We start from the raw sequence: 23,450 nt of genomic DNA on the forward strand, positions 1-23,450 counted from the left end.
TTTAAAGTTGTTTTGAATAGATGTAAAAATCCTCATCTACTTCAAAGTTTTTAATTTTGGTATCCGTTTTTAATGTTTTCCACTCTGAACTTGGAAATAGCCACTCTTCAGCATCGTTTATTTTAACTTGAATAGGCATATCAAAACCATGCACAATATTAGTGTATCGATATTTTAAAGTCTTTGTATTAATTTTATATTCAAGTGTCGGTATTTTTGTGGTTCTTAAATATTGATTAAAAAACTCGGTTAGATCCTTTGCGAATTGTTTGCTAATAAAATTTTCAATTTGGGTTGTAGTCACGGTTTGATGATAAAACTTTCTGTTTAAACCTATCAGCATTTCCCGCCATTTATTATCATCCTCTATCAGTTGGCGCAAAGTATGTAGCATATTAGCGCCTTTATAATACATGTCGGTACCTTCACTGGATTTGTTAACATTATAAGTGCCTATAATTGGTACGTTATTAGTGATAAGTTTTCGAGTTCCTATTACATATTCCGCTGATGCTTCTTTTCCAAAATGATAGTCTAAATACAAATTTTCAGAATAAGCGGTAAAACTTTCATGTATCCACATATCAGCGACATCTTTATTGGTAATATTATTTGCAAACCATTCATGTCCTGATTCATGAACGAGTATAAAGTCAAATTTCAAACCCCAGCCAGTATCAGATAAATCGCTGCCTAAATACCCATTCATATATTTATTACCATAGGTTACAGAACTTTGATGCTCCATTCCCAAATAGGGTACTTCAACCAACTTAAAACTATCTGCATAAAACGGGTATTGCCCAAACCAATGCTCAAAAGCCTCCATCATCATTGGTGCTTGTTTAAACTGTTCTTTGGCTTTTTCTAAGTTGTAGCTTAACACATAATAATTCATATCAAGATTACCCGCCATACCATCATACACTTCAGAAAAATTCACGTAGTCTCCAATATTAATATTTACACCATAATTATTTATTGGATTCTTTACGACCCAATGAAATGTTTTGGTATCTCCAATACGCTCTACAAGTCGTAACCGTCCATTCGAAACATTAGTTAGTTTATAGGGTACATTTACACTTATCTGCATACTATCTACTTCATCGTACATATGGTCTTTACAAGGCCACCAAACACTGGCGCCCAAGCCTTGACAAGATGAGGCTATAAAGTGATTGCCGTTTTTGTCTTTTTTCCATGAAATACCGCCATCCCAAGGGGCTCTTATAGCTTCTCTTGGGTGTCCTTCATAATACACTTCAATACTATGTATATCTCCGATATTTTGAACTTCTCTTAAAGAAATAAAATGGGCGTTTCCATCATGTTTAATAGCCAGTTCTTTTCCGTTTTGAATGGCTTTTAGCAGTGTCATGGGCGGTTGCAAATCTATTTGCATCACAGCGTTTTCCTTTAACACTTTATATTGAATGGTGTTTTTCCCTGAAATGAATTTTTTATCAGGTTCAACTTTGATGTCTAAATGATAATAAGTTAAATCCCACCATTCACGCTCAGGAGTTATACTTCCACGAAGTGTATCTTGTCTTGTAAAGGTTTTTTTTTCGTGTAAAAGTTCTTGAGCATAACTTAGAAACGATAGAAGAATTAATAATCCTGTTATAGATAGTTTTGACATATTCATTTTTAAAAATTTATCGCATTACTTTATTAGGAAATACCACAGGACTCTCAAATCCGTTTTCGCCAACAGCAGCAATTCCGAAGAAATAATTATCAATAACAATACCATCCAAGGTAAATTCTGTTACATCACCTACATATCGACTGTTATCCCATGTCGGGGAGGTGGTATCTCGCCAATATATTTTATACCCATTTGCGCCTTCAATTTTATCCCATTTAAATTTAGCTGAGGGCTCAACAACACCGCCAATAGCAACTTCTTTAGGTGCAGGAGGTGCCCAACCTAAACTGGCTAAATTAATGGCGTTAACTGCTGTTAACTTTTTGGCATACCCAAAATTAACATGTTCGATGACGTCACCATACTTTATCCCGTTTTCCTCTCGAATATCTTGATGTTGTTGTGTGTAATTTTCATGAGCTTCCATAATGCGAACACCTGCAAATCCTAAATCGTTAAACGGACGATGGTGCCCACCGCGACCAAAACGATCTAATCGATATACCATCATCGGATTCATTTCAGGCATATAAGTTTTAGTGTTTTTATAGATGTAACGCGCTAACTGTCTTGAAATACCATCAACTTCGCCACCGTAAAAACGTCTCAAGGTTCTTTGGCGTTCCGTTTCATTAGCTGGAACAGGTTCTGAGAAAATTCTAAACGTGCGGTTATCAATAACACCATCCACACCTTTAATATTTCCAATCATATCGTTGTTTAAAACACCAATAATATCCCAATTGTTGTCTTTGGCATATTTTGCTAATCCAGCGCCACCAAACAAACCTTGTTCTTCACCTGATAAACCCACATAAACAATGCTACTTTCAAATTCGTATTTTGATAGTACTCTGGCTGCTTCTATAGTTCCTGCCATACCAGAAGCATTGTCGTTTGCTCCCGGTGCATCAATCGTAAAATTCATGGTATTGCTGGCTCTCGAATCAATATCACCGCTCATAATTACATACCGGTTTGGATATTTTGTACCTTTTTGAATAGCCACAACATTTACCACCCAAGCATCGTGCGGCACACGGCTGTTCCCTTCTTTACTTACAAAATCTTTTTGATAGAAAACCTCTAAGCAATTATCACAGTTTTTTGAGATGTTATCAAATTCACTCTTTATCCAACGTCTGGCAGCACCTATGCCACGCGTTTCTGATATAGTGTCACTAAAGGTGTTTCTTGTGCCAAAATCTACTAAAGTTTGTATGTCTTGTTGAATACGTTCTGCAGATACGTTATCAATAATGTTATAAATGTCTTGTTGGTTTTGAGAGAAATTGAAATTGTAAAATAATATTAGGGTAAGAACTAGAACTTTTTTCATGAAATTTATTTTCATCTAAAGTAATAAAAAAACGCCTCAAAATTGAATTTGAGACGCCTTTTACATTTGAATTAGTCACACGAAATTGTTAGAGTTTTACACTCAAAAACAATATTTATTTTCATTAATTACTTTTTCGGCAATTATATGTCTTAGTTCTATAATATTAGGCATGTTTACATATTTAATATAGCGTTTTAGCCCCATTAGCATCATGCGTTGTTCGTCGCCCGATGAGAACGAAATAATAGAATGTTTCCCAGCAGTTTCAATCACATCAATAGCATGAAATAAATTTAGTTTTGCCATAGCTATTTGCTCTTTTACATTCTCTTCACCTTCTTTCTTTGCCATTTTTTCAGCACGGAGTATGGCAGATTCGGCTAAATAAACTTGAATTAAAATATCAGAAGCAGCTAACATTAATTGCTGTTGTTTTTCAATAGCTTCACCATATTTTTGAAGTGCAGCACCAGCTACCATTAAAAATAATTTCTTAAGATTTTTGATGATATTTTTTTCTTCTGAAAATAACGCTGAATAATCAGGAACATCGAATGAAGGAATACCCATCAATTCTTCTTTTACTGCCATTGCGGGCTCTAAAACATTCACATGTCCTTTCATGGCCTTTTTTATCAGCATACCAATACTCAACATTCTGTTAATTTCATTGGTGCCTTCATAAATTCTAGCAATACGGGCATCTCTCCAAGCAGATTCAATAGGTGTTTCTTCTGAAAATCCCATACCTCCAAAAATTTGGATGCCTTCATCTGTACAATTTTGCACAAATTCTGAAACTGCAACTTTTAAAATAGAACATTCAATTGCATACTCTTCAACCCCTTTTAATTCGGCCTCTTGGTGCGTATCTTTACCGTTATTTTTTCTAAGTTCAATGCGATCTTCAATATTTTTTGCAGCACGGTAAGTGGCTGCTTCACCTACCCAACAATTGGTTGCCATTTCAGCAATTTTTTGACGGATAGCACCAAAACTTGAAATTGGGGTTTTAAACTGAATACGCTCGTTGGCATACTTTACCGATTCGGTTATAGTACGTCTTTGTGCATCTAAACATGCGGCAGCAAGTTTTATCCTTCCTACGTTTAGAGCATTCATAGCTATTTTAAAACCATTACCTCTTGTGGATAACATGTTTTCAACAGGAACAACAGTTTCGTTAAAAAACACTTGGCGAGTAGAGGACGCACGAATTCCTAATTTATGCTCTTCTTCACCCATGGTGATGCCATTTGGGTTTTCAGGATCGTATTCTACGATAAATCCTGTGATGTTTTTATCATCTTCTATACGTGCAAAAACTATCATCACACTACAAAATCCGGCATTAGAAATCCACATTTTCTGTCCTGTGATTTTATAGGTTTTGCCATCGTCTGATAATACAGCTTTGGTTCTTCCAGAATTCGCATCACTTCCCGCTGTTGGCTCAGTTAAGCAATAGGAACCAAACCATTCGCCAGAAGCTAATTTTGGTACATATTTTTGCTTTTGCGCTTCATTACCATATAATGTAATTGGCATAGTACCAATACCTGTATGGGCTCCAAAAGCAGTGCTAAACGATCCTGTGGCACCAGAGATGTAATCACAAACCAAACAAGTATCAACAAAGCCCATGCCCATGCCACCATATTCTTCAGGCACTGCAACACTTAAGAACCCAAGCTCTCCAGCTTGACGCATACATGATTCTGTTAATGCATAATCTTTTTTCTCAAATTGTGCTTTTTTTGCCCAAATTTCACGGTCTACAAATTCGGTAACAGCTTCTTTCATCATTAACTGATCCTCATTGAAATCCTCTGGGGTAAAAATATCATTGCAATCTGTTTCTTTAACGAGAAACTGACCACCTCTTAAAATATCTTTTTCTGTTGCTTCCATTTATTTTTCTTTTAATATCTTTTTTTAGTTTAAAAACTCAAAAATACCACAAGCACCTTGTCCTGTACCAACACACATAGTTACAGCGCCGTATTTACCGCTCATGTTGCGCTTTCGCATTTCATCAAATAACTGTACTGAAAGTTTAGCTCCTGTACATCCTAGTGGATGTCCTAATGCGATGGCACCCCCATTTACATTTACAATATCTGGGTTGAGTCCTAATTCTCTGATAACGGCTAAAGATTGAGAAGCGAATGCTTCATTTAATTCAATTAATTCTAGATCTGCTTGTCTCAATCCTGCTTGACTTAATGCTTTTGGAATAGCTTTCACAGGACCAATACCCATAATTCTAGGCTCTACGCCGGCAGCAGCGTAATTTACTAATCTTGCAATGGGTTCAAGGTTTAACTCTTTTACCATAGCTTCACTCATCACCATAACGAAGGCTGCGCCATCACTCATTTGCGACGAATTCCCTGCGGTAACGCTTCCACCTTGGGCAAAAACCGGACGCAATTTTGCTAATGCTTCTAAACTTGTACCTTTTCTAGGGCCTTCATCCTTGGTTACGGTATAGCTTTTCGTAGCTTTTTTACCGTTTTCATCTACATAAGTTTGTTCTACTTCAATAGGCACGATTTGATCTTGAAATCTATTTTCAGCTTGTGCTTTTAATGCTTTCATATGTGAATTATAGGCAAACTCGTCTTGGTCTTCTCGAGAGACTTTAAACTCGTTGGCGACAGCTTCAGCGGTATTTCCCATGCCCCAATAGTATTCCTCATGTCCTTGCTTTACAATATCGTAATTCAACTCGGTTTTAAAACCTGTCATAGGAACAGCACTCATGCTTTCTGCACCACCAGCGATAATACAATCTGCCATACCGGCTTGAATTTTAGCAGCGGCAATAGCAATAGTTTCTACGCCAGAGGAGCAAAAACGATTTACGGTAACTCCAGGAACATCTACGATGTCTAATCCCATTAAAGAAATTAAACGCGCCATATTTAAACCTTGTGAACCTTCTGGCATGGCATTACCTACAATAACATCATCAATACGTTTTTTGTCAAGTTGAGGTAACTCCTTCATTATATGCTGAATGGTTTCCGCAGCTAACTCATCTGTTCGTTTGAATCTAAATACTCCTTTTGGAGCTTTTCCAACCGCCGTCCTATATGCTTTAACTATATATGCTTGTTTCATAATGTGCCCCCTCTAACTCCCCCAAAAAGGGGGAGAAACTTACTCGGGGTATTTTATAATTATTTATTCAAAATATTTTTCATTTAGTTTTTCACTTTTCTCCCCTATGGGGAGGCTAGGTGGGGCTTTGTTTTAATTACGTAACGGTTTACCAGTTTTTAGCATGTGCTGAATACGTTCCAAAGTTTTACGCTCTGTACATAAGCTTAAGAAAGCCTCGCGTTCTAAATCCAGTAAATACTGTTCGGTTACAAAGGTTGGTTCAGATAAATCGCCTCCAGCCATTACATAGGCAAGTTTATTAGCTATTTTATGGTCATGCTCACTTATGTAGTTGCTAGCTTCCATAGCATCTGTTCCAACTAAGAACATTCCAAGTGCTTGTTTGCCTAATACTTTTACGTCTTTACGTTTTACTGGTTGTGTATAACCTGCGTCTGCCATTAGTCTTGCATGTGCTTTGGCGGTAGCAATTTGTCTGTCTTTATTCACTACAACTATATCTTTTCCCTTTTGAAGTATGCCTAAATCGTAAGCTTCATAAGCTGAAGTTGATACTTTAGCCATACCTATAGTTAAGAAATACTCTTGTAAAACATTCAATTCTACATCACCTTTTCTGAATGTGTCTGATGCTCGTAATGCCATTTCCTTAGAACCAGCACCACCTGGGATAACACCAACACCAAATTCAACTAAACCAATATACGTTTCTGCTGCTGCAACTACCTTATCAGCATGCATTGATAATTCACAAGCCCCACCCAAGGACATGCCATGAGGTGCAGAAACCGTTGGAATCGCAGAATAACGCATACGCATCATGGTATCTTGGAAATATTTTACTGCCGCATTTAATTCATCATATTCTTGTTCTACAGCCATCATGAAAATCATTCCGATATTTGCACCTACTGAGAAATTAGCACCTTGATTTCCAATAACTAAACCATCAAAATCTTTTTCAGCAATATCAACGGCTTTATTTAATCCAGCTAAAACATCACCGCCTATGGTATTCATTTTAGACTGAAATTCACAATTTAAAATACCATCTCCTAAATCTTCAATTACAACACCTGAGTTTTTAAAAACTTCATTAGATGTTCTGATGTTATCTAAAATGATAAAGGCATCTTGACCAGGTACTTTAGTTTGTGTTTTTGAAGGAATATCGTAATAATGGGTAGCACCATTTTGAACTGTGTAAAATGATTTGCTTCCTGAACTTATCATATCATTAACCCATTCGGCAGCTTCTAAACCCTCGGATTTAATCAATTCTAAACCTTTTTCAACACCAATGGCATCCCAAATTTGGAACGGACCGTGTTCCCACCCAAATCCAGCTTTCATTGCATCATCTATCTTGTATAATTCATCTGAGATTTCAGGAATTCTATAGGTTACATAAGCAAACAACTGTGCAAAGGATTTTCTGTAGAAATCACCAGCTTTATCTTTTCCAGAAACTAAAATTTTGAATCTGTCTACAACTTTATCGACAGTTTTGGTAAGCTCTAAAGTGGCAAATTTTGCGCTTTTTTTATTTCGGTATTCTAAAGTATTTAAATCTAAGGATAGAATTTCACTCTTTCCGTTTTCACCTTTAACTTTTTTATAAAATCCTTGTCCTGTTTTGCTGCCTAACCATTTATTTTCAACCATGGTTGATATAAAATCAGGAAGCTTAAACAATTCTAAACGTTCATCATCTTTACAGTTATCGGCAATACCGTTCGCCACATGTACTAAGGTATCTAAGCCTACAACATCAACAGTTCTGAAAGTGGCTGATTTCGGTCTCCCAATTACAGGGCCTGTTAATTTATCAACTTCCTCAATGGTCATATCCATGTCTTTTACAGTATGGAATAAACTCATGATACTAAAAATACCAATACGATTTCCAATAAAGGCTGGCGTATCTTTAGCTACTACGGAGGTTTTCCCTAAATACTGTTCTCCATATCCGTTTAAAAAATCTAAAACTGAAGCATCGGTTTTCGGCCCCGGAATAATTTCAAACAACTTTAAATATCTAGGAGGATTAAAGAAGTGTGTTCCACAAAAATGCTTTTGGAAATCTTCACTTCTGCCTTCACTCATAAATTGAATAGGAATTCCAGAGGTGTTACTCGTAATTAACGTTCCAGGAGTTCTGTGTTTTTCAAGATTTTCAAAAACTTGTTTTTTAATATCAAGACGTTCCACAACTACTTCAATAATCCAATCTACATTTTTTACCTTTGCAATATCATCTTCAAGATTTCCAGTGGTAATTCTACTGGCAAATTTTTGATGGTAAATAGGTGAGGGTTTCGATTTTAAAGATGTATTTAGTGCATCGTTCACCAATCGGTTTCTCACGGCTTTATCTTCTAGAGAAAGACCTTTCGCTTTTTCAATATCGGTTAATTCTCTCGGAATAATATCTAAAAGTAAAACTTCTACACCTATATTGGCAAAATGACAAGCAATACCGCTTCCCATAATTCCAGATCCAATAACAGCAACTTTTTTAATTATACGTTTGCTCATGTTTACTTAAACTATGATTTATTTATTGTTATAAATTTTTTTGTTTGAAACCAACTCATTTATGGTTTCGGCGACTTCATAAAAATGGTTGATTTTTTCCTCATCTACATTTTTTTTGATAGCTTCATTAAAACCAAGCACCTTAGCTTTCGATAGTTCTCGTTTTTCTTTTCCAAATTCAGTTAAATGAATTAAAACGCCTCTACCATCGTCGGGGTTGGGGTGACGTTCAATTAAACCACGTTTTTCCATTGATTTTAAAATGCGAGATAGACTTGTGGCTTCCATACCCATTTTAGGACCTAAAGCGGTGGAGGGTGTACCTTTTTCAGGATCTATACTTAATAAGGTAAAACCTGTAGCCATTGTACTTTCAAATTTTGCGGCCTCTTCGTTATACATTTTATTTACGGTTAGCCAAGTAGTTCTAAGTACATAGTCTATTGTTTTATCTTTCATTCTTTCTTAGGTTGGTTTGCCAAATATAATAAAAATTTATTATGCATGCATAATAAAAAAACAAAAATAGTTTAAGGTTTGGTCAAAAAAAATCACTCTACAATGAGAGTGATTTTATAAAACATGAATGATTTTTATTAGCCCAATTTGCCGTTAACCGCGCCAATTACCGCACCGATTATAGCAGTCATTACAATCGAAATTCCAACATCTAAAGCTGCAAGTTCAATTGTTGCCTCAGGTTGCATAGCTAAATTGAAAAAATTATAATAAATGCCTATTAACAAACCTATAATAGCGCCTGCTTTTGCTCCTGTTGCTGCCGTAGATATTTGCGCCCAACGTGTGTAAATGTAAGACACGAATAGTCCAAAGGTTAAGCAACCCAGAAATATAAAGAGCATTGTGGTGGAACTTTCTTCTGGTTGAGGAAAAGTGTTTATAAAAATAATTCCATAAAATAGCCACCCTAAAAGGAAGTCCACAATGCCTCCAACAATACCAGCAATTAAGAAGTTTTTTGTTTTCATTTTTTTAGTTTTTAATTGGTTATGTTGAATTAAATGTACTAAAAAAAACAATAACTTACTGATTATATATAAATTACGGAATTGTTTGGGTCGAAAACAAAGACTCTTTGTTAAATAAGATTAATTTATTTGGGACGATAAATGTTTTCAATTAAGTCTTCATACATTTTCTTTATAACGTCTCTTTTCATTTTCATTGTAGGTGTAAGATGTCCGTCATCAATCGACCAAATTTGTGGTGTAATTTCGAATTTTTTTATTTGTTCCCATTTCCCAAATTTCGTATTACACTTATCTACCTCTTTTTGAATTCTTTTTTTAACTATTTCAGAACTCGCCATGGCATCCATTGAATTTTCAATACCATGATTTTTACGTTCTATCCATTCATGTAAGAAATCAAAATTTGGTTGAATTAAGGCAGCTGGCATTTTTTCTCCCTCACCAATTACCATGACTTGTTCAATAAAACGAGACTGTTTTAATTGATTCTCCAATAGCGTTGGAATAATATATTTACCACCAGATGTTTTGAACATTTCTTTTTTACGCCCAGTAATTTTCAAGAATCCATCAGCATCAATTTCGCCTTTGTCTCCGGTATGAAAGTAATCGCCTGTCATAACAATTGCTGTTTTTTCAGGATCTTTATAGTAGCCCATCATTACGTTTGGGCCTTTAATGAGTATTTCGCCATCTTCGGCAATTTTAACTTCAACATTGGCAATAGGAATTCCGACGGTTCCCACTTTGTACATTTTATCAGCGTATTTGCCAACAGATACAACAGGAGATGTTTCTGTTAAACCATAGCCTTCCATAACCTGCATTTTTGCGGCCCCAAATATTCTGGCTAATCGCGGTTGTAGTGCAGCACTACCGGAAACCATAGTGCCTAAATTGCCACCAAGTGCAGCACGCCATTTACTAAAGATGAGTTTATTGGCTATTTTTAGTTTAAATTCGTACCACGCTCCATTTTCACCATAGGGCTTCCATTGCTCTCCTAAACTTACTGCCCAGAAGAATAGTGCTTTTTTTACACCAGATAAGTCTTCGGCTTTATCCATAATTTTATCATATACCTTTTCTAATAGTCTTGGAACAACGCTCATCATATCAGGTTTAATCTCTTTAGCGTTGTCGCCAATTTTATCTAAACCTTCGGCGTAATAAATAGAAGTACCTGCGTGTTGATATACATAAATAAGCACGCGTTCAAAAATATGACATATCGGTAAAAAGCTTAAAATTCTGGTCTCTCCTTCTTTCAAAGGTACTCTCGGGGCACTATCTAAAACGTTACTGGTAATATTCCAATGAGAGAGCATTACACCCTTTGGTTTTCCTGTTGTTCCAGATGTATAAATTATGGTAGCTAAATCATTAGGTTTTACGGCTTCTTTTCTAGCTTCAACTTCATTTTGAGTAGACGTATCTTTTCCTAACTCGAACAATTCGGAATAGTGCCTACAACCTTCAATATGATCAAAAGAATATACTTCTTTTATATTGGTGTTTTTTTTGACTTTGTTTACTTTTTCAAGCACCTCTTCATCAGAAACAAAGCAATAAATAGATTCACTATGATTGATTACATATTCATAATCTTCAGCACAAATTGTTGGATATATTGGTATGTTTTGAGCGCCTACTTGTAGTACACCAATATCAACAATATTCCATTCTGTTCTGTTAGTGGTGGAGATAACAGCAATCTTATCGTTTTTTTTAACGCCAAGTTTTAATAAAGCTCTACTTAGTGCATTGGCTTTATCTAGATATTCTTGGGTAGAGGTTTTTACCCATGTACCATCGTATTTTGTTACTAAAGCAGCATTATTGGGTTTATGCTTTAATTGGTAATACGGAAAATCAAAAAGTCTAGTAATCTCTTTCATAGTTGGTATAGAATATATTGATGCAAATTATGAAAATAAATATGACTAACAAATACTCTGAATTTTTTAAACATTCTAAAGCGCAATTGGTTTCTATTTTTAAGTAAATGCGTAAACAATTTAGGAAAACGATGTGTTTTCTATTCTATAATTGGCATTTTTTTAACGATAATATTTAGCATATTAATAACCACACTGGGTTTTTTTTGTCAAATTCTAGATATTTTTTATTGTTTTAATTGAAGTTGAGAAAAATATTCATTCTTAATATATAGCTGACATTTGTCATAATTTTCCATGAATCCTACTTCTAAATTTGTCTTGTCAAATAATGACAACATTTTACAAAATATAAATTATACATAGAGATGGAAGTAAAAGAGTTTAAGCCAGGAGTTTGGATTGATGAGATTAACGTTAGAGATTTCGTAATTAAAAATGTTACACCTTATCATGGTACAGATGAATTCTTAGTTGGACCTAGCGAAAGAACTGAACGCTTGTGGAATATTTGTAAAGCAGCCACTAAGGAAGAGCGCCAAAATAATGGTGTTCGTGCCTTAGATACTGAGACAATTTCAACGGTTAGTGCCTTTAATGCAGGTTATATAGATAAGGCAAACGAAGTAATAGTTGGGTTACAAACCGACGAGCTATTAAAGCGCACAATGAAACCGTTTGGTGGTTTTAAAGTGGTGCAAAAAGCCTTAGCTGAACAAGGTGTAAAACCTAATGATAACTTAACAGAGTTATTTTCTAAATATGTAAAAACACACAACGATGGTGTATTTTCAGCATATAATGCAGAGATTAAAAAGTTCCGTTCTTTAGGATTTTTAACAGGGTTACCAGACAATTATGCTAGAGGAAGAGTTATTGGAGATTATCGTCGTTTAGCGCTCTACGGTATTGACGCTTTAATTGAAGCTAAGAAAAAAGATTTGGCAAATATCACTGGGCCAATGACAGATGCTGTGATTCGTCTTCGAGAAGAGGTTTCGGATCAAATCAAGGCCTTAAAGGAAATGATTGTTTTAGGCGCTAAATACGATTTAGATCTAACACGTCCTGCAGAAAATGCAAGAGAAGCGGTACAATGGACCTATATGGGATACTTGGCAGCGGTAAAAGAGCAAGACGGTGCTGCAATGTCGCTTGGGAATGTATCTACTTTCTTAGATATATATATTGAAAACGATTTGCAAGAAGGTTTAATAACCGAAGAAGAAGCACAGGAATATATCGACCAGTTTGTTATGAAACTTAGAATGGTGCGCCATTTAAGAATGAGTGCATACGACGAGATTTTTGCTGGTGACCCTACTTGGGTAACAGAAGCTATTGGTGGTATGTTTGAAGATGGTAGAACTAAAGTTACTAAAACGTCATTTCGATTCTTAAATACACTTTACAACTTAGGAGCATCCCCTGAGCCAAATATGACGATTCTTTGGTCTAAGGACTTACCACAAAATTTTAAGGATTTTTGCGCTAAAGTAGCGATTGACACCTCTTCTATTCAGTTTGAAAATGATGAATTAATGCGTCTAAATAGAGGTTCTGACGATTATGGTATTGCATGTTGTGTGTCTTACCAAGCATTAGGTAAATCTATCCAATTCTTTGGTGCACGTACTAATTTGGCCAAAACATTATTATTAGCAATAAACGGTGGTCGTTGTGAAATGACAGGAACGCAAATGGTGGATGGTATTGAGCCATGCGATTGTGAGTATTTGGATTTTGATAAAGTAATGGCCAACTTCAAAATAGCAATGAAGGAAGTAGCTAGGGTTTATAATGACTCTATGAACATTATTCACTATATGCACGATAAATACTATTATGAAAAAGCCCAAATGGCCTTAATTGACACAAATCCGAGTATTAATATTGCTTATGGTATTGCAGGCTTATCAATAGTAGCAGATTCACTTTCAGCTATTAAATATGCGAAAGTAAAACCAATTAGAAATGAAGAAGGTTTAACGGTAGATTTTAAAATTGAAGGAGACTTCCCTTGCTACGGAAATGACGATGATAGAGTAGATGCATTAGCTGCAAATGCAGTTGCTGATTTTAATGATGAATTGAAAAAATTACCAGTATATAAAAATGCAGAACCAACAATGTCTGTATTAACCATTACATCCAATGTGGTTTATGGTAAGAAAACAGGTGCTACGCCAGATGGAAGATCGCAAGGTGTACCTTTTGCACCTGGTGCCAACCCAATGCACGGTAGAGACACCCATGGCGCAATAGCTTCATTAAACTCTGTAGCCAAAATAGATTACAAAGATTCTCAAGATGGTGTTTCAAATACCTTCTCAATCGTTCCAAAATCATTAGGAGCAAGTAAAGAAGAGCGAATAGAAAACCTTGCTTGTATCTTAGATGGCTATTTTTCTAAAAATGCACAACACGTTAACGTGAATGTTTTAGATAAAGAAACCTTACTAGATGCCATGGAGCATCCAGAAGAGTATCCACAGTTAACCATTAGAGTTTCTGGTTACGCGGTAAACTTCGTAAGATTAACCAAAGAACAACAAATGGAAGTGATAACGAGATCATTCCACGAATCAATTTAAAACCAAACTCTATTTTGTATTTTGTAAGCATCTGAAAAATGAAGTATAACAGCTTCTTTTTCAGATGCTAATTTTAAAACGACTAATTATCGAACATAAAGAAAACATATTAAGAGTACATTCTATTGAATCTTTCGGGACGCATGATGGGCCGGGGGTAAGAATGGTAATATTTTTACAAGGATGTAAGCTAAAATGTTTGTACTGTCATAATCCAGATACAATAGATACGCATGGGGGTAAAGCATACCAAATAGAGGACTTGGTACAAATGGCAATAAAAGAAAAGCCTTATTTCGGAAAAAAGGGAGGTGTTACCGTTTCAGGTGGTGAACCTTTATTGCAAGCTAAAGCTTTAGTGCCTTTTTTTAAAAGACTAAAAGAAGAAGGTATTCATACCAACATAGATACTAATGGTAGATTACTAAACCACTTTATTGAGGAGTTATTGGATGAATATGCAGACTTGGTGATGTTGGATATAAAGCATATGAATGAGGAAGGCTATGAGTATATCACAGGTCAAAAAAATAAGGAAACCACATTTAGTTTTGCAAAATACAGAGAAGCCTCAGGAAAAAAAATGTGGTTGCGTTATGTGTTAATTCCAGGGATTACAAACCAACCTGAATTATTGCATCAGATGGGAGGTTATTTTAAGGATTATAAAACAATTGAAAAAATAGAGATTCAGCCCTATCACAAATTAGGTGTACACAAATGGGATGCCTTAGGTTGGGAGTATCAGTTAAAAGATGCTAGAGAGAACACTATAGAAGAGATTGATACTGCTGTAGAAATTTTACAACAATATTTTAAAGAAGTTAGAGTAAATTAATGAGTGCTATTATAGAAGCAACTCGAATACAAATATTATGCAAACACAAAAACTAAAAAACCGTTGGTTAATAGCAGCTTCGGCGGTAGGAATACATATTTCAATAGGATCGGTATACGCGTATTCTGTAATGACCAATCCAGTAAAAGATATTTTTGATGTTGATGGAAGTGTAATAAAATGGGCATTTAAAATAGCCATTTTATTGCTAGGGCTATCAGCAGCATTTTTAGGAAGATGGGTAGAACGTGTTGGCCCAAAAATTAGTGGTACTGCTGCTGGTATTTTTTACGGTGTTGGTATTCTAGGTTCTGGACTTGCCGTTCAGTTGGAATCATTGTGGTTATTTTATTTATGCTACGGTGTTATTGGCGGTATTGGTTTGGGCTTAGGGTATATTACTCCCGTAAGTACTTTAGTAAAATGGTTTCCAGATAGGCGAGGTTTAGCGACAGGTATGGCAATTATGGGCTTTGGTTTTGCCGCCCTAATTTTTGGCCCTGTAATGCAATCATTGTTTGATGCAGTAGGTGTGTCCAATGCATTCTATGTATTAGGACTAATATATATGGTACTTATCTTATCTTCTGCTAGATATATTGAAAGACCACCAGAAGGCTATTTGCCTGATGGGTTTAAACCTGGAGAAGGAAAAACAATTAAGAAAGACATGGCAAACATAACGGCCAATGAAGCTTTAAAAACCCCACGATTTTATTATATCTGGATCATGATGTTTATTAATATTGCATGTGGTATTGCCATTATTTCTGCGGCAAGCCCGATGATGCAAGAAAAACTAAGCTACACACCCATGGAGGCTGCTGCAATAGTTGGTTTAATAGGTGTATTTAATGGGCTTGGTAGAATTATGTGGAGCACTTTATCCGATTATTTAGGACGTGCAAACACCTATATTGTTTTCTTTGGATTTCAAATTTTGGCCTTCTTCTTCCTTCCAAAAATAGGTGTAGAAATTATGTTTTTAGTAGTGCTCTTTACGGTAATCACCATGTACGGTGGAGGTTTTGCAACATTGCCGGCATTTTTAGGAGATTTATTTGGCACCAAACAGTTGGGGGCTATTCATGGTATGGTGCTTACTGCTTGGGCATTGGCAGGGGTTGTAGGGCCTACTGTTTATGATATGGTTAAAAACGCAACAGGTTCCTTAGATACTACATTAAAAGTATTTGCTGGGTTGTTTATTATTGCCTTAATCGTATCATTATTAATGAAACGTGTGGTTATGAACGCCTACCGAAAAGAGGAAAAAAAAACTAACAATAAACTTAAGTTCGCAGCATAACGAACTTTGAAGTTTTAGTTGAAACGAAAAGCGCCTTCAGTAAAATGAAGGCGCTTTTTTATTTAAATATAAATGCTCAAAAAACACAGTTTTGTGGTGAAAATGCATTTTCAATAAATAATCCATGAAAAAAGCTTTATTAAATGCTAATTCTTTAAAAGTCATAATATTTCTATGATTTTTGTCATAATTATTCACCTGTTTAAATTCTACTTTTACTTAAGTTTTTATTAAGAAATTAAACAACAAATATTATGGAAATACTTGAAAATGTAAAGGCGCGAGTTTTCAAATTTGGAAACAAGACCGCCGATGGAGACAGCTCTATGAAAAACCTCTTGGGAGGTAAAGGAGCAAATTTAGCAGAAATGAGTTCAATAGGAATACCTGTGCCTCCAGGGTTTACGATTACAACTGAAGTTTGCACGGAATATAATGCACTAGGGAAAGAGGCAGTAGTAGAGCTAATAAAAAAAGAGGTAGAAGATTCCATAGCGAGTATAGAAAAGCAAATGGGGACCGTTTTTGGAGATAAAGACAATCCTTTATTAGTTTCCGTGCGTTCTGGGGCGAGGGTGTCCATGCCTGGAATGATGGATACTGTATTGAATTTAGGGATGAATGACGAGGTGGTTTTAGGGCTAGCTAAAAAAACCAATAATGAGCAATTTGCTTGGGATTCTTACCGCCGTTTTATTCAAATGTACGGAGGTGTAGTTTTAGGTATGAAGCCAGCTTCAAAAGAAGATATAGATCCTTTTGAGGAAATTATGGAACACCTAAAGGAAAAAAGAGGTATTACTTTAGATACAGAGTTTACTGTTCAAGATTTACAAGATTTAGTTTATGATTTTAAAGACGCTGTTAAAAAGAGAACAGGTCATAATTTCCCAACAAATCCATGGGACCAACTTTGGGGAGCCGTTATAGCAGTATTCAATAGTTGGAACGGAGACCGCGCTGTGTACTACAGAAACATGAACGGTTACCCTGCATATTGGGGTACCGCTGTAAATGTACAAGCTATGGTTTACGGTAACATGGGTGAAAACTCTGGTACTGGTGTGTGCTTCACAAGAGATGCTGGAACAGGTGAAAATGTTTTTAATGGTGAGTATTTAATTAATGCACAAGGTGAAGATGTAGTGGCTGGTGTAAGAACACCACAACAAATTACCAAATTAGGTTCTGAAAGATGGGCAGAATTGGCAAAAATTGAAGAAGAAGATAGAGCGGAAAACTATCCGTCTTTAGAAGAGTTAATGCCTTCAATATTTAATGAATTAAATACATATCAGGACATTTTAGAAAAGCATTATCGAGATATGCAAGATATGGAGTTTACCATTCAAGATGGAAAACTTTGGATTTTGCAAACAAGAAACGGTAAGCGTACAGGTGCTGCAATGGTGAAAATTGCCATGGACCTACTAAAAGAAGGAATGATTAATGAAAAAGAGGCGTTATTGCTCATTGAGCCAAATAAATTGGATGAGTTGTTACACCCTGTTTTCGATCCTATCGCTTTAAAAAGAGCTCATGTGATAGCGCAAGGTTTACCGGCATCACCAGGTGCAGCTACTGGAAAAATAGTATTTTTTGCAGACGAAGCCAGTAAATATAAGAGCAGTATATTAGTAAGAATAGAAACCTCTCCAGAAGATTTAGAGGGGATGAATATTGCTAAGGGTATTTTAACCGCCCGCGGTGGTATGACGTCTCACGCGGCAGTTGTTGCGCGTGGTATGGGCAAATGTTGTATTTCTGGTGCTGGTGCATTAAAAATAAACTATAAGAAAAGAACACTTACTGTTGGAGACCACGAATACCATGAAGGTGATTGGATTTCATTAAACGGTTCTACTGGAAATATTATAGAAGGTAAGGTAGCCACAAAAGAGCCCGAATTGAGCGGTGAATTTGCTGAGGTTATGGCTCTTACGGATAAGTATAGCCAAATAAAAGTGAGAACGAATGCCGATAGTCCTAAAGATGCAAAAATTGCCCGCAGTTTTGGTGCGCAAGGTATTGGTTTAACAAGAACAGAACACATGTTTTTCGAGTTAGATAGAATAAAGGCAATGCGCGAAATGATTCTTGCTGACACCGTTAAAGGTAGAAAACAAGCACTTGAAGAGTTATTGCCAATGCAACGAGAGGATTTCGAAGGTATTTTTGAAGCTATGGAAGGACACTCTGTTACCATTCGATTACTAGACCCACCATTGCATGAGTTCGTACCACATCAATTAGCGACTCAAAAAGAGTTGGCTGAAGATATGCACATCTCTCTACAAGCCGTTAAAAATAAAGTAGCTGAGTTGGAAGAGTTCAATCCAATGTTAGGTCATAGAGGTTGTAGATTAGGAAATACTTATCCTGAAATTACAGAGATGCAAACTCGAGCTATTATTGAGGCTGCGCTTAACTTAAAGGAAAAGGGTATCAATTGTAAACCAGAAATTATGGTGCCATTGGTAGGAACTGTCGCAGAGTTTGAAGCTCAAGCTCAAGTTATTCGATCTACTGCAGATGTTATTTTTAAAGAACGAAATGATAGTGTTGAATATTTAGTAGGAACCATGATAGAAGTGCCGAGAGCAGCCTTAATGGCAGATTTAATTGCTGAGAAAGCAGATTTCTTCTCTTTTGGAACAAACGATTTAACACAAATGACTTTTGGTTACTCCAGAGATGATGCTGGTAAATTCTTGCCGTTATATATAGAAAAGGGTATTTTAAAAGTTGACCCGTTCGAGGTGATTGACCAAGAAGGAGTGGGACAACTTGTAAAACTAGGAACAGAACGCGGCAGAAGCACTAAGCCAAACTTGAAAGTTGGTGTTTGTGGCGAGCACGGTGGCGAACCAAGTTCAGTAGAGTTTTTCTACAATACAGGAATGGATTATGTAAGTTGTTCGCCTTATCGTGTACCTATTGCAAGACTAGTTTCTGCACAGGCTGCGATAAAAGCAACGCCGTAATATTATCTGTTTATAATTATTTTAAAGTCAAAAAAACCACCTTTTTTAAGGTGGTTTTTTAAGTAAATACTCTTAAAATTATTGTATGATTATTTTTTTAGTCCTACTAATACCGTTTATATATTCAACGTTTAGAATATAGATTCCTTGATTTAAAAAGTTTAATAATAATTCATTTTGAATTGTTTTAGATTCAAAAACTTTTTGAGATAGGATGTTGTAAATAGAAAGCTTTTTAATCTCTAAAATATCTTGTTTTTCATTAAAATATTTTAGAAATTATTTCGCGACAATGACCGGGGTCATTTTTCATAAAAAAACCACCTTGTTTTCACAAGATGGTTTTCAATATTTTAAGTTTAAGTTATAGTCTAATTAACCGAAATCAAATGCACATCAAAAATTAGTACAGCACCTCCAGGAATAGTTCCTCTGCCTGTACTTCCATAAGCTAAATGCGAAGGAATTAATAGAATACCACTACCGCCTTCTTTAAAATAGGTAATACCTTCTGTCCATCCAGCTATTACTTGTTGTAAGCCAAAAGAAACACCTTCTACATTACTTTCATCAAACACATTTTTGTTAGTAAAATAGCCTTTGTACGCTACGGTTACATTATCAGTAACTGTAGGTTGTGTGCCTGTTCCAGGTTCATCAATAACATAATACAAACCTGTATTGCTTTTTTCAGCATTTAAATTATTAGCTGTTATATAATCGTTGATTTCCTTGTCGTTGGCTTCTCTAAAATCCGCAATTGTTGGGGTGTCATCAGAAGAACAAGCTGTAAGAAACAAAACTAAAAAAGCTACTACTGTATATTTCATATAAATATTTTTGCTGCAAATATAAGTTCTAGTTTAAATTGCGCAATAAAAAACCACCTTGTTTTCACAAAGTGGTTTTAATCTATAATAGATTGCGGAATTGTTTCAGCGTGTCAACTATTTTATCATATCATAGCTACGCTTAATGAAGTTTGTTAATTCTTCACCTTTAAGCAAACCTTGAGATAAACGTGCCAAATCTAAACTTTGGTTAATTAAACGTTCTTGTTTCTTTTTAGTTTTAGTGTTTAAAATTTCACCGACTAAATCAGAGTTTGTATTAACCACAAGATTGTACATTTCTGGCATATTCCCCATACCAAACATACCGCCACCGCCAGTTTGCTGCATCTCTTTCATACGGCGCATAAACTCAGGTTGGGTGATGATAAACGGATTAGCATTACTATCCATAGCTTCTAGCTGTACCATGAATTTTTCAGAAGGAATTACCTCTTTCAACAATTCATCTAAAGCTTTCTTTTGGTCTTCATCTAGCTTAGAAATCTTAGTGTCATCTTTCTTGATAAGATTATCAATATGGTCACCATCGACGCGAGCAAAAGAGATCTTTTCTTTTGTTGTTTCTAGCTTTTGAATTAAATGCGACACAATTGGAGAATCTAACAGCAATACTTCGTAATCCTTTGCTTTTGCAGCTTCAATATAGCTATGTTGTGCATCTTTGTCGGATGCGTACAGAATTACTAATTTATCATCCTTATCGGTTTGGTTCGCTTTAATTTTATCATACAATTCTTGGTAGGTAAAATACTTGCCATCAACTGTTGGATATAGTGCGAATGCTTCAGCTTTTTCAAAGAATTTTTCTTCAGATAGCATACCGTATTCGATTACAATCTTAATGTCATTCCATTTTGCTTCAAAATCTTCACGATTATTGTTGAATAACGATTTTAATTTGTCAGCCACTTTTCTGGTGATATAGGAGGAAATCTTTTTTACAGCACCATCAGCCTGTAAGTATGAACGCGAAACGTTTAATGGAATATCAGGAGAATCAATAACACCACGAAGCATGGTTAAAAATTCAGGAACAATGCCTTCAACGTTATCTGTTACAAAAACCTGATTTTGATATAGTTGTATTTTATCCTTCTGAATCTGCATGTCGTTCGTCATCTTAGGGAAGTATAAAATACCAGTTAGATTGAATGGGTAATCTACGTTTAAATGAATATTGAACAACGGCTCCTCAAACTGCATCGGGTACAATTCTCTATAGAAGTTGCTATAATCTTCATCTTTTAAATCTGCTGGCTGTTTTGTCCATGCTGGGTTAGGATTGTTGATGATGTCATCAACAGTAATCTTCCTATGTGGTTCGGTAGTTTCTTTACCGTCCTTATCCTTAGTGGTTTTAGGCTCGTGCTCTGGATCGTTTATTTCCTTAGTGCCGAATTTAATCGGAATAGGCATAAACTTATTATATTTAGTTAGTAGTTCACGAATACGTGACTCCTCTAAAAATTCTTCTTCACCTTCAGATATGTGCAAGATAATTTCAGTGCCTCTTTCTGTTTTATCTGCTGTTTCTAAAGTAAATTCAGGCGAACCATCACAGGTCCAATGCGCAGCAGGTTCATCTTTGTAGGACTTCGTAATAATTTCAACTTTATCAGCCACCATAAACGCCGAGTAAAAACCAAGACCAAAATGTCCAATAATACCAGCATCCTTGGCAGAGTCTTTATACTTGTCTAAAAACTCCTCAGCTCCTGAAAACGCAACTTGGTTAATGTATTTTTCAACCTCTTCCGCTGTCATACCCAAACCTTGGTCGCTTATATGAAGTTTTTTACCATCCTTATCAATTTTAACCTCGATCTGTGGTTTGCCATATTCAACTTTTGCTTCACCAACATTTGTTAGATGCTTAAGTTTAAGTGTTGCATCTGTGGCATTACTAATCAGCTCACGTAAAAATATTTCGTGGTCGCTGTATAAGAATTTTTTAATTAACGGAAAGATATTCTCTACCGATACATTAATATTTCCTTTTGTCATGATATATCTATTTAATTCATTGTTTATTTCACTCCAGCATAAGGCAAAAAAAGTACCAAGACATAAAATATGACAAACTGACTGCTTTTTGAAAAACAATAATTTCTAAAACATGATATTTAAGTTGGTATTCCAATTAGTTTTTAGAATTTAGAGTTTGAATGATTGGAATTTATGAATGTTATTTTGTATTTTGGTTTAAGATAAAAATAGAGATAGCATGTATAATTCTAAAATAATAGGCCTTGGTAAGTATTTGCCGGATAATGTAGTGACAAACGATGATTTGTCTAAAATGATGGATACCAATGACGCCTGGATTCAAGAACGTACAGGAATAAAAGAGCGAAGATGGATAAAGGAAGGAACTGAGGACACATCTGCGGTTATGGGAGCTAAAGCGGCTAAAATTGCTATTGAGCGTGCTGGATTAACAAAGGACGATATTGATTTTATAGTATTTGCCACCTTAAGTCCCGACTACTACTTTCCTGGTTGTGGTGTGCAAATTCAACATTTATTAGAAATGCCGACAATTGGTGCTTTAGATATTAGAAATCAATGTACAGGTTTTGTATATGCCGTTTCGGTGGCCGACCAATTTATAAAAACAGGCATGTATAAAAATATATTGGTTATTGGCTCTGAATACCATTCTGGTGGTTTAGAAAAATCTACAAGAGGACGAGGAGTGACTGTAATATTTGGAGATGGTGCAGGTGCAGCTGTTTTAACTAGAGAGGAAGACAATACTAAAGGGATTTTATCCTCTCATTTACATTCTGAAGGAAAATATGCTGAAGAACTCACTGTTTTAGGTCCTAGTATAAAGCATTGGGTACCTGAAATTTTGGAAGCAAACGACCCCAATGACACCTCTTACTACCCGTATATGAATGGTACGTTTGTGTTTAAACATGCTGTAGTGCGATTTAGTGAAGCTATTATGGAGGGATTAAAAACCAATAATTTACAAAAAGAAGATATTGATATGTTAATTCCACATCAAGCAAACTTAAGGATATCACAATTTATCCAGAAGAAGTTTGGGTTGCGAGACGACCAAGTGTTTAACAATATTCAGAAATATGGAAATACCACGGCAGCATCAGTAATTATTGCGTTAACAGAAGCATGGGAAGAAGGTAAAATTAACGATGGCGACACGGTAGTTTTAGCAGCTTTTGGTAGTGGTTTTACTTGGGGAAGTGTTATCATGAAATGGTGATAAATTCTTGCTAAAAACGAAACAAAAAACAAAAACCCGAAACTAGTATTGTAGATAGTTTCGGGTTTTTTAATGCTATTAATCAA

16 protein-coding genes are annotated in these 23,450 nt (G+C 35.6%); 5 read left to right on the forward strand and 11 right to left on the reverse strand.

The features are described from left to right. Position 1: 1 nt before the first annotated feature. The 8 genes from BMY39_RS12235 to BMY39_RS12270 form a co-directional block, all read right to left on the reverse strand. Positions 2-1,645 carry a M1 family metallopeptidase gene (locus BMY39_RS12235; RefSeq protein ID WP_092580285.1) on the reverse strand — a complete coding sequence of 548 codons (1,644 nt, stop codon included), beginning with the start codon at positions 1,643-1,645 and terminating at the stop codon, positions 2-4. A gap of 16 nt (positions 1,646-1,661) precedes the next feature. Further along, on the reverse strand, positions 1,662-2,993 hold the full coding sequence (locus BMY39_RS12240; protein ID WP_092580287.1) for a M28 family metallopeptidase: 1,332 nt from the start codon (positions 2,991-2,993) through the stop codon (positions 1,662-1,664). A 102-nt stretch (positions 2,994-3,095) separates the two neighbouring features. Then, positions 3,096-4,907, reverse strand: coding sequence for an acyl-CoA dehydrogenase family protein (locus tag BMY39_RS12245; protein ID WP_092580039.1), 1,812 nt, complete (start codon positions 4,905-4,907; stop codon positions 3,096-3,098). A 24-nt stretch (positions 4,908-4,931) separates the two neighbouring features. Further along, entirely contained in the window at positions 4,932-6,122 is a 1,191-nt protein-coding gene (locus BMY39_RS12250; protein ID WP_092580040.1) for an acetyl-CoA C-acyltransferase, read from the reverse strand. A gap of 132 nt (positions 6,123-6,254) precedes the next feature. Continuing rightward, positions 6,255-8,663, reverse strand: coding sequence for a 3-hydroxyacyl-CoA dehydrogenase/enoyl-CoA hydratase family protein (locus tag BMY39_RS12255; protein ID WP_092580041.1), 2,409 nt, complete (start codon positions 8,661-8,663; stop codon positions 6,255-6,257). 18 nt (positions 8,664-8,681) lie between these two features. Continuing rightward, the gene (locus tag BMY39_RS12260; protein ID WP_092580043.1) at positions 8,682-9,122 is read right to left on the reverse strand and encodes a MarR family winged helix-turn-helix transcriptional regulator; all 441 of its coding nucleotides are present in this window, start codon (positions 9,120-9,122) and stop codon (positions 8,682-8,684) included. A 137-nt stretch (positions 9,123-9,259) separates the two neighbouring features. Continuing rightward, positions 9,260-9,652, reverse strand: a complete 393-nt coding sequence (locus BMY39_RS12265; protein ID WP_143064775.1) for a DUF1761 family protein — start codon at positions 9,650-9,652, stop codon at positions 9,260-9,262. Between the two features lie 125 nt (positions 9,653-9,777). Next, positions 9,778-11,553, reverse strand: a complete 1,776-nt coding sequence (locus BMY39_RS12270) for an AMP-dependent synthetase/ligase (protein WP_092580047.1) — start codon at positions 11,551-11,553, stop codon at positions 9,778-9,780. A 368-nt stretch (positions 11,554-11,921) separates the two neighbouring features. On the opposite strand from BMY39_RS12270, the gene pflB reads away from it, so the two are divergent. The 4 genes from pflB to ppdK all read left to right on the forward strand — a co-directional run bounded on the left by pflB (position 11,922) and on the right by ppdK (position 19,278). Beyond that, positions 11,922-14,147, forward strand: a complete 2,226-nt coding sequence (gene pflB, locus BMY39_RS12275; RefSeq protein ID WP_092580049.1) for a formate C-acetyltransferase — start codon at positions 11,922-11,924, stop codon at positions 14,145-14,147. Positions 14,148-14,211: 64 nt separating this feature from the next. Continuing rightward, positions 14,212-14,985: a pyruvate formate-lyase-activating protein gene (gene pflA / locus BMY39_RS12280; RefSeq protein ID WP_092580051.1), complete on the forward strand. Its 774-nt coding sequence runs from the start codon at positions 14,212-14,214 to the stop codon at positions 14,983-14,985. A 37-nt stretch (positions 14,986-15,022) separates the two neighbouring features. Continuing rightward, a complete protein-coding gene (locus BMY39_RS12285) occupies positions 15,023-16,294 on the forward strand; it encodes an L-lactate MFS transporter (RefSeq protein ID WP_092580053.1) in 1,272 nt (423 codons plus the stop codon). A gap of 254 nt (positions 16,295-16,548) precedes the next feature. Beyond that, a complete protein-coding gene (gene ppdK / locus BMY39_RS12290; protein ID WP_092580055.1) occupies positions 16,549-19,278 on the forward strand; it encodes a pyruvate, phosphate dikinase in 2,730 nt (909 codons plus the stop codon). A gap of 78 nt (positions 19,279-19,356) precedes the next feature. Here the strand turns inward: ppdK and BMY39_RS15375 are convergent, their stop codons facing one another. The 3 genes from BMY39_RS15375 to htpG form a co-directional block, all read right to left on the reverse strand. Next, the gene (locus tag BMY39_RS15375) at positions 19,357-19,527 is read right to left on the reverse strand and encodes a T9SS type A sorting domain-containing protein (RefSeq protein WP_092580289.1); all 171 of its coding nucleotides are present in this window, start codon (positions 19,525-19,527) and stop codon (positions 19,357-19,359) included. A 122-nt stretch (positions 19,528-19,649) separates the two neighbouring features. Continuing rightward, positions 19,650-20,108 (reverse strand): FKBP-type peptidyl-prolyl cis-trans isomerase, encoded by a 459-nt coding sequence (locus BMY39_RS12300; RefSeq protein WP_092580057.1) that lies wholly within the window; start codon positions 20,106-20,108, stop codon positions 19,650-19,652. Between the two features lie 117 nt (positions 20,109-20,225). After that, positions 20,226-22,136, reverse strand: coding sequence for a molecular chaperone HtpG (gene htpG, locus BMY39_RS12305; RefSeq protein ID WP_092580059.1), 1,911 nt, complete (start codon positions 22,134-22,136; stop codon positions 20,226-20,228). Between the two features lie 220 nt (positions 22,137-22,356). Here htpG and BMY39_RS12310 point away from each other — a divergent pair, with 220 nt between their 5' ends. Beyond that, the gene (locus BMY39_RS12310) at positions 22,357-23,364 is read left to right on the forward strand and encodes a 3-oxoacyl-ACP synthase III family protein (RefSeq protein WP_092580061.1); all 1,008 of its coding nucleotides are present in this window, start codon (positions 22,357-22,359) and stop codon (positions 23,362-23,364) included. Positions 23,365-23,450 lie beyond the last annotated feature (86 nt).

Source organism: Hyunsoonleella jejuensis (assembly GCF_900111025.1).
GTDB classification, from domain to species: Bacteria; Bacteroidota; Bacteroidia; order Flavobacteriales; family Flavobacteriaceae; genus Jejuia; species Jejuia jejuensis.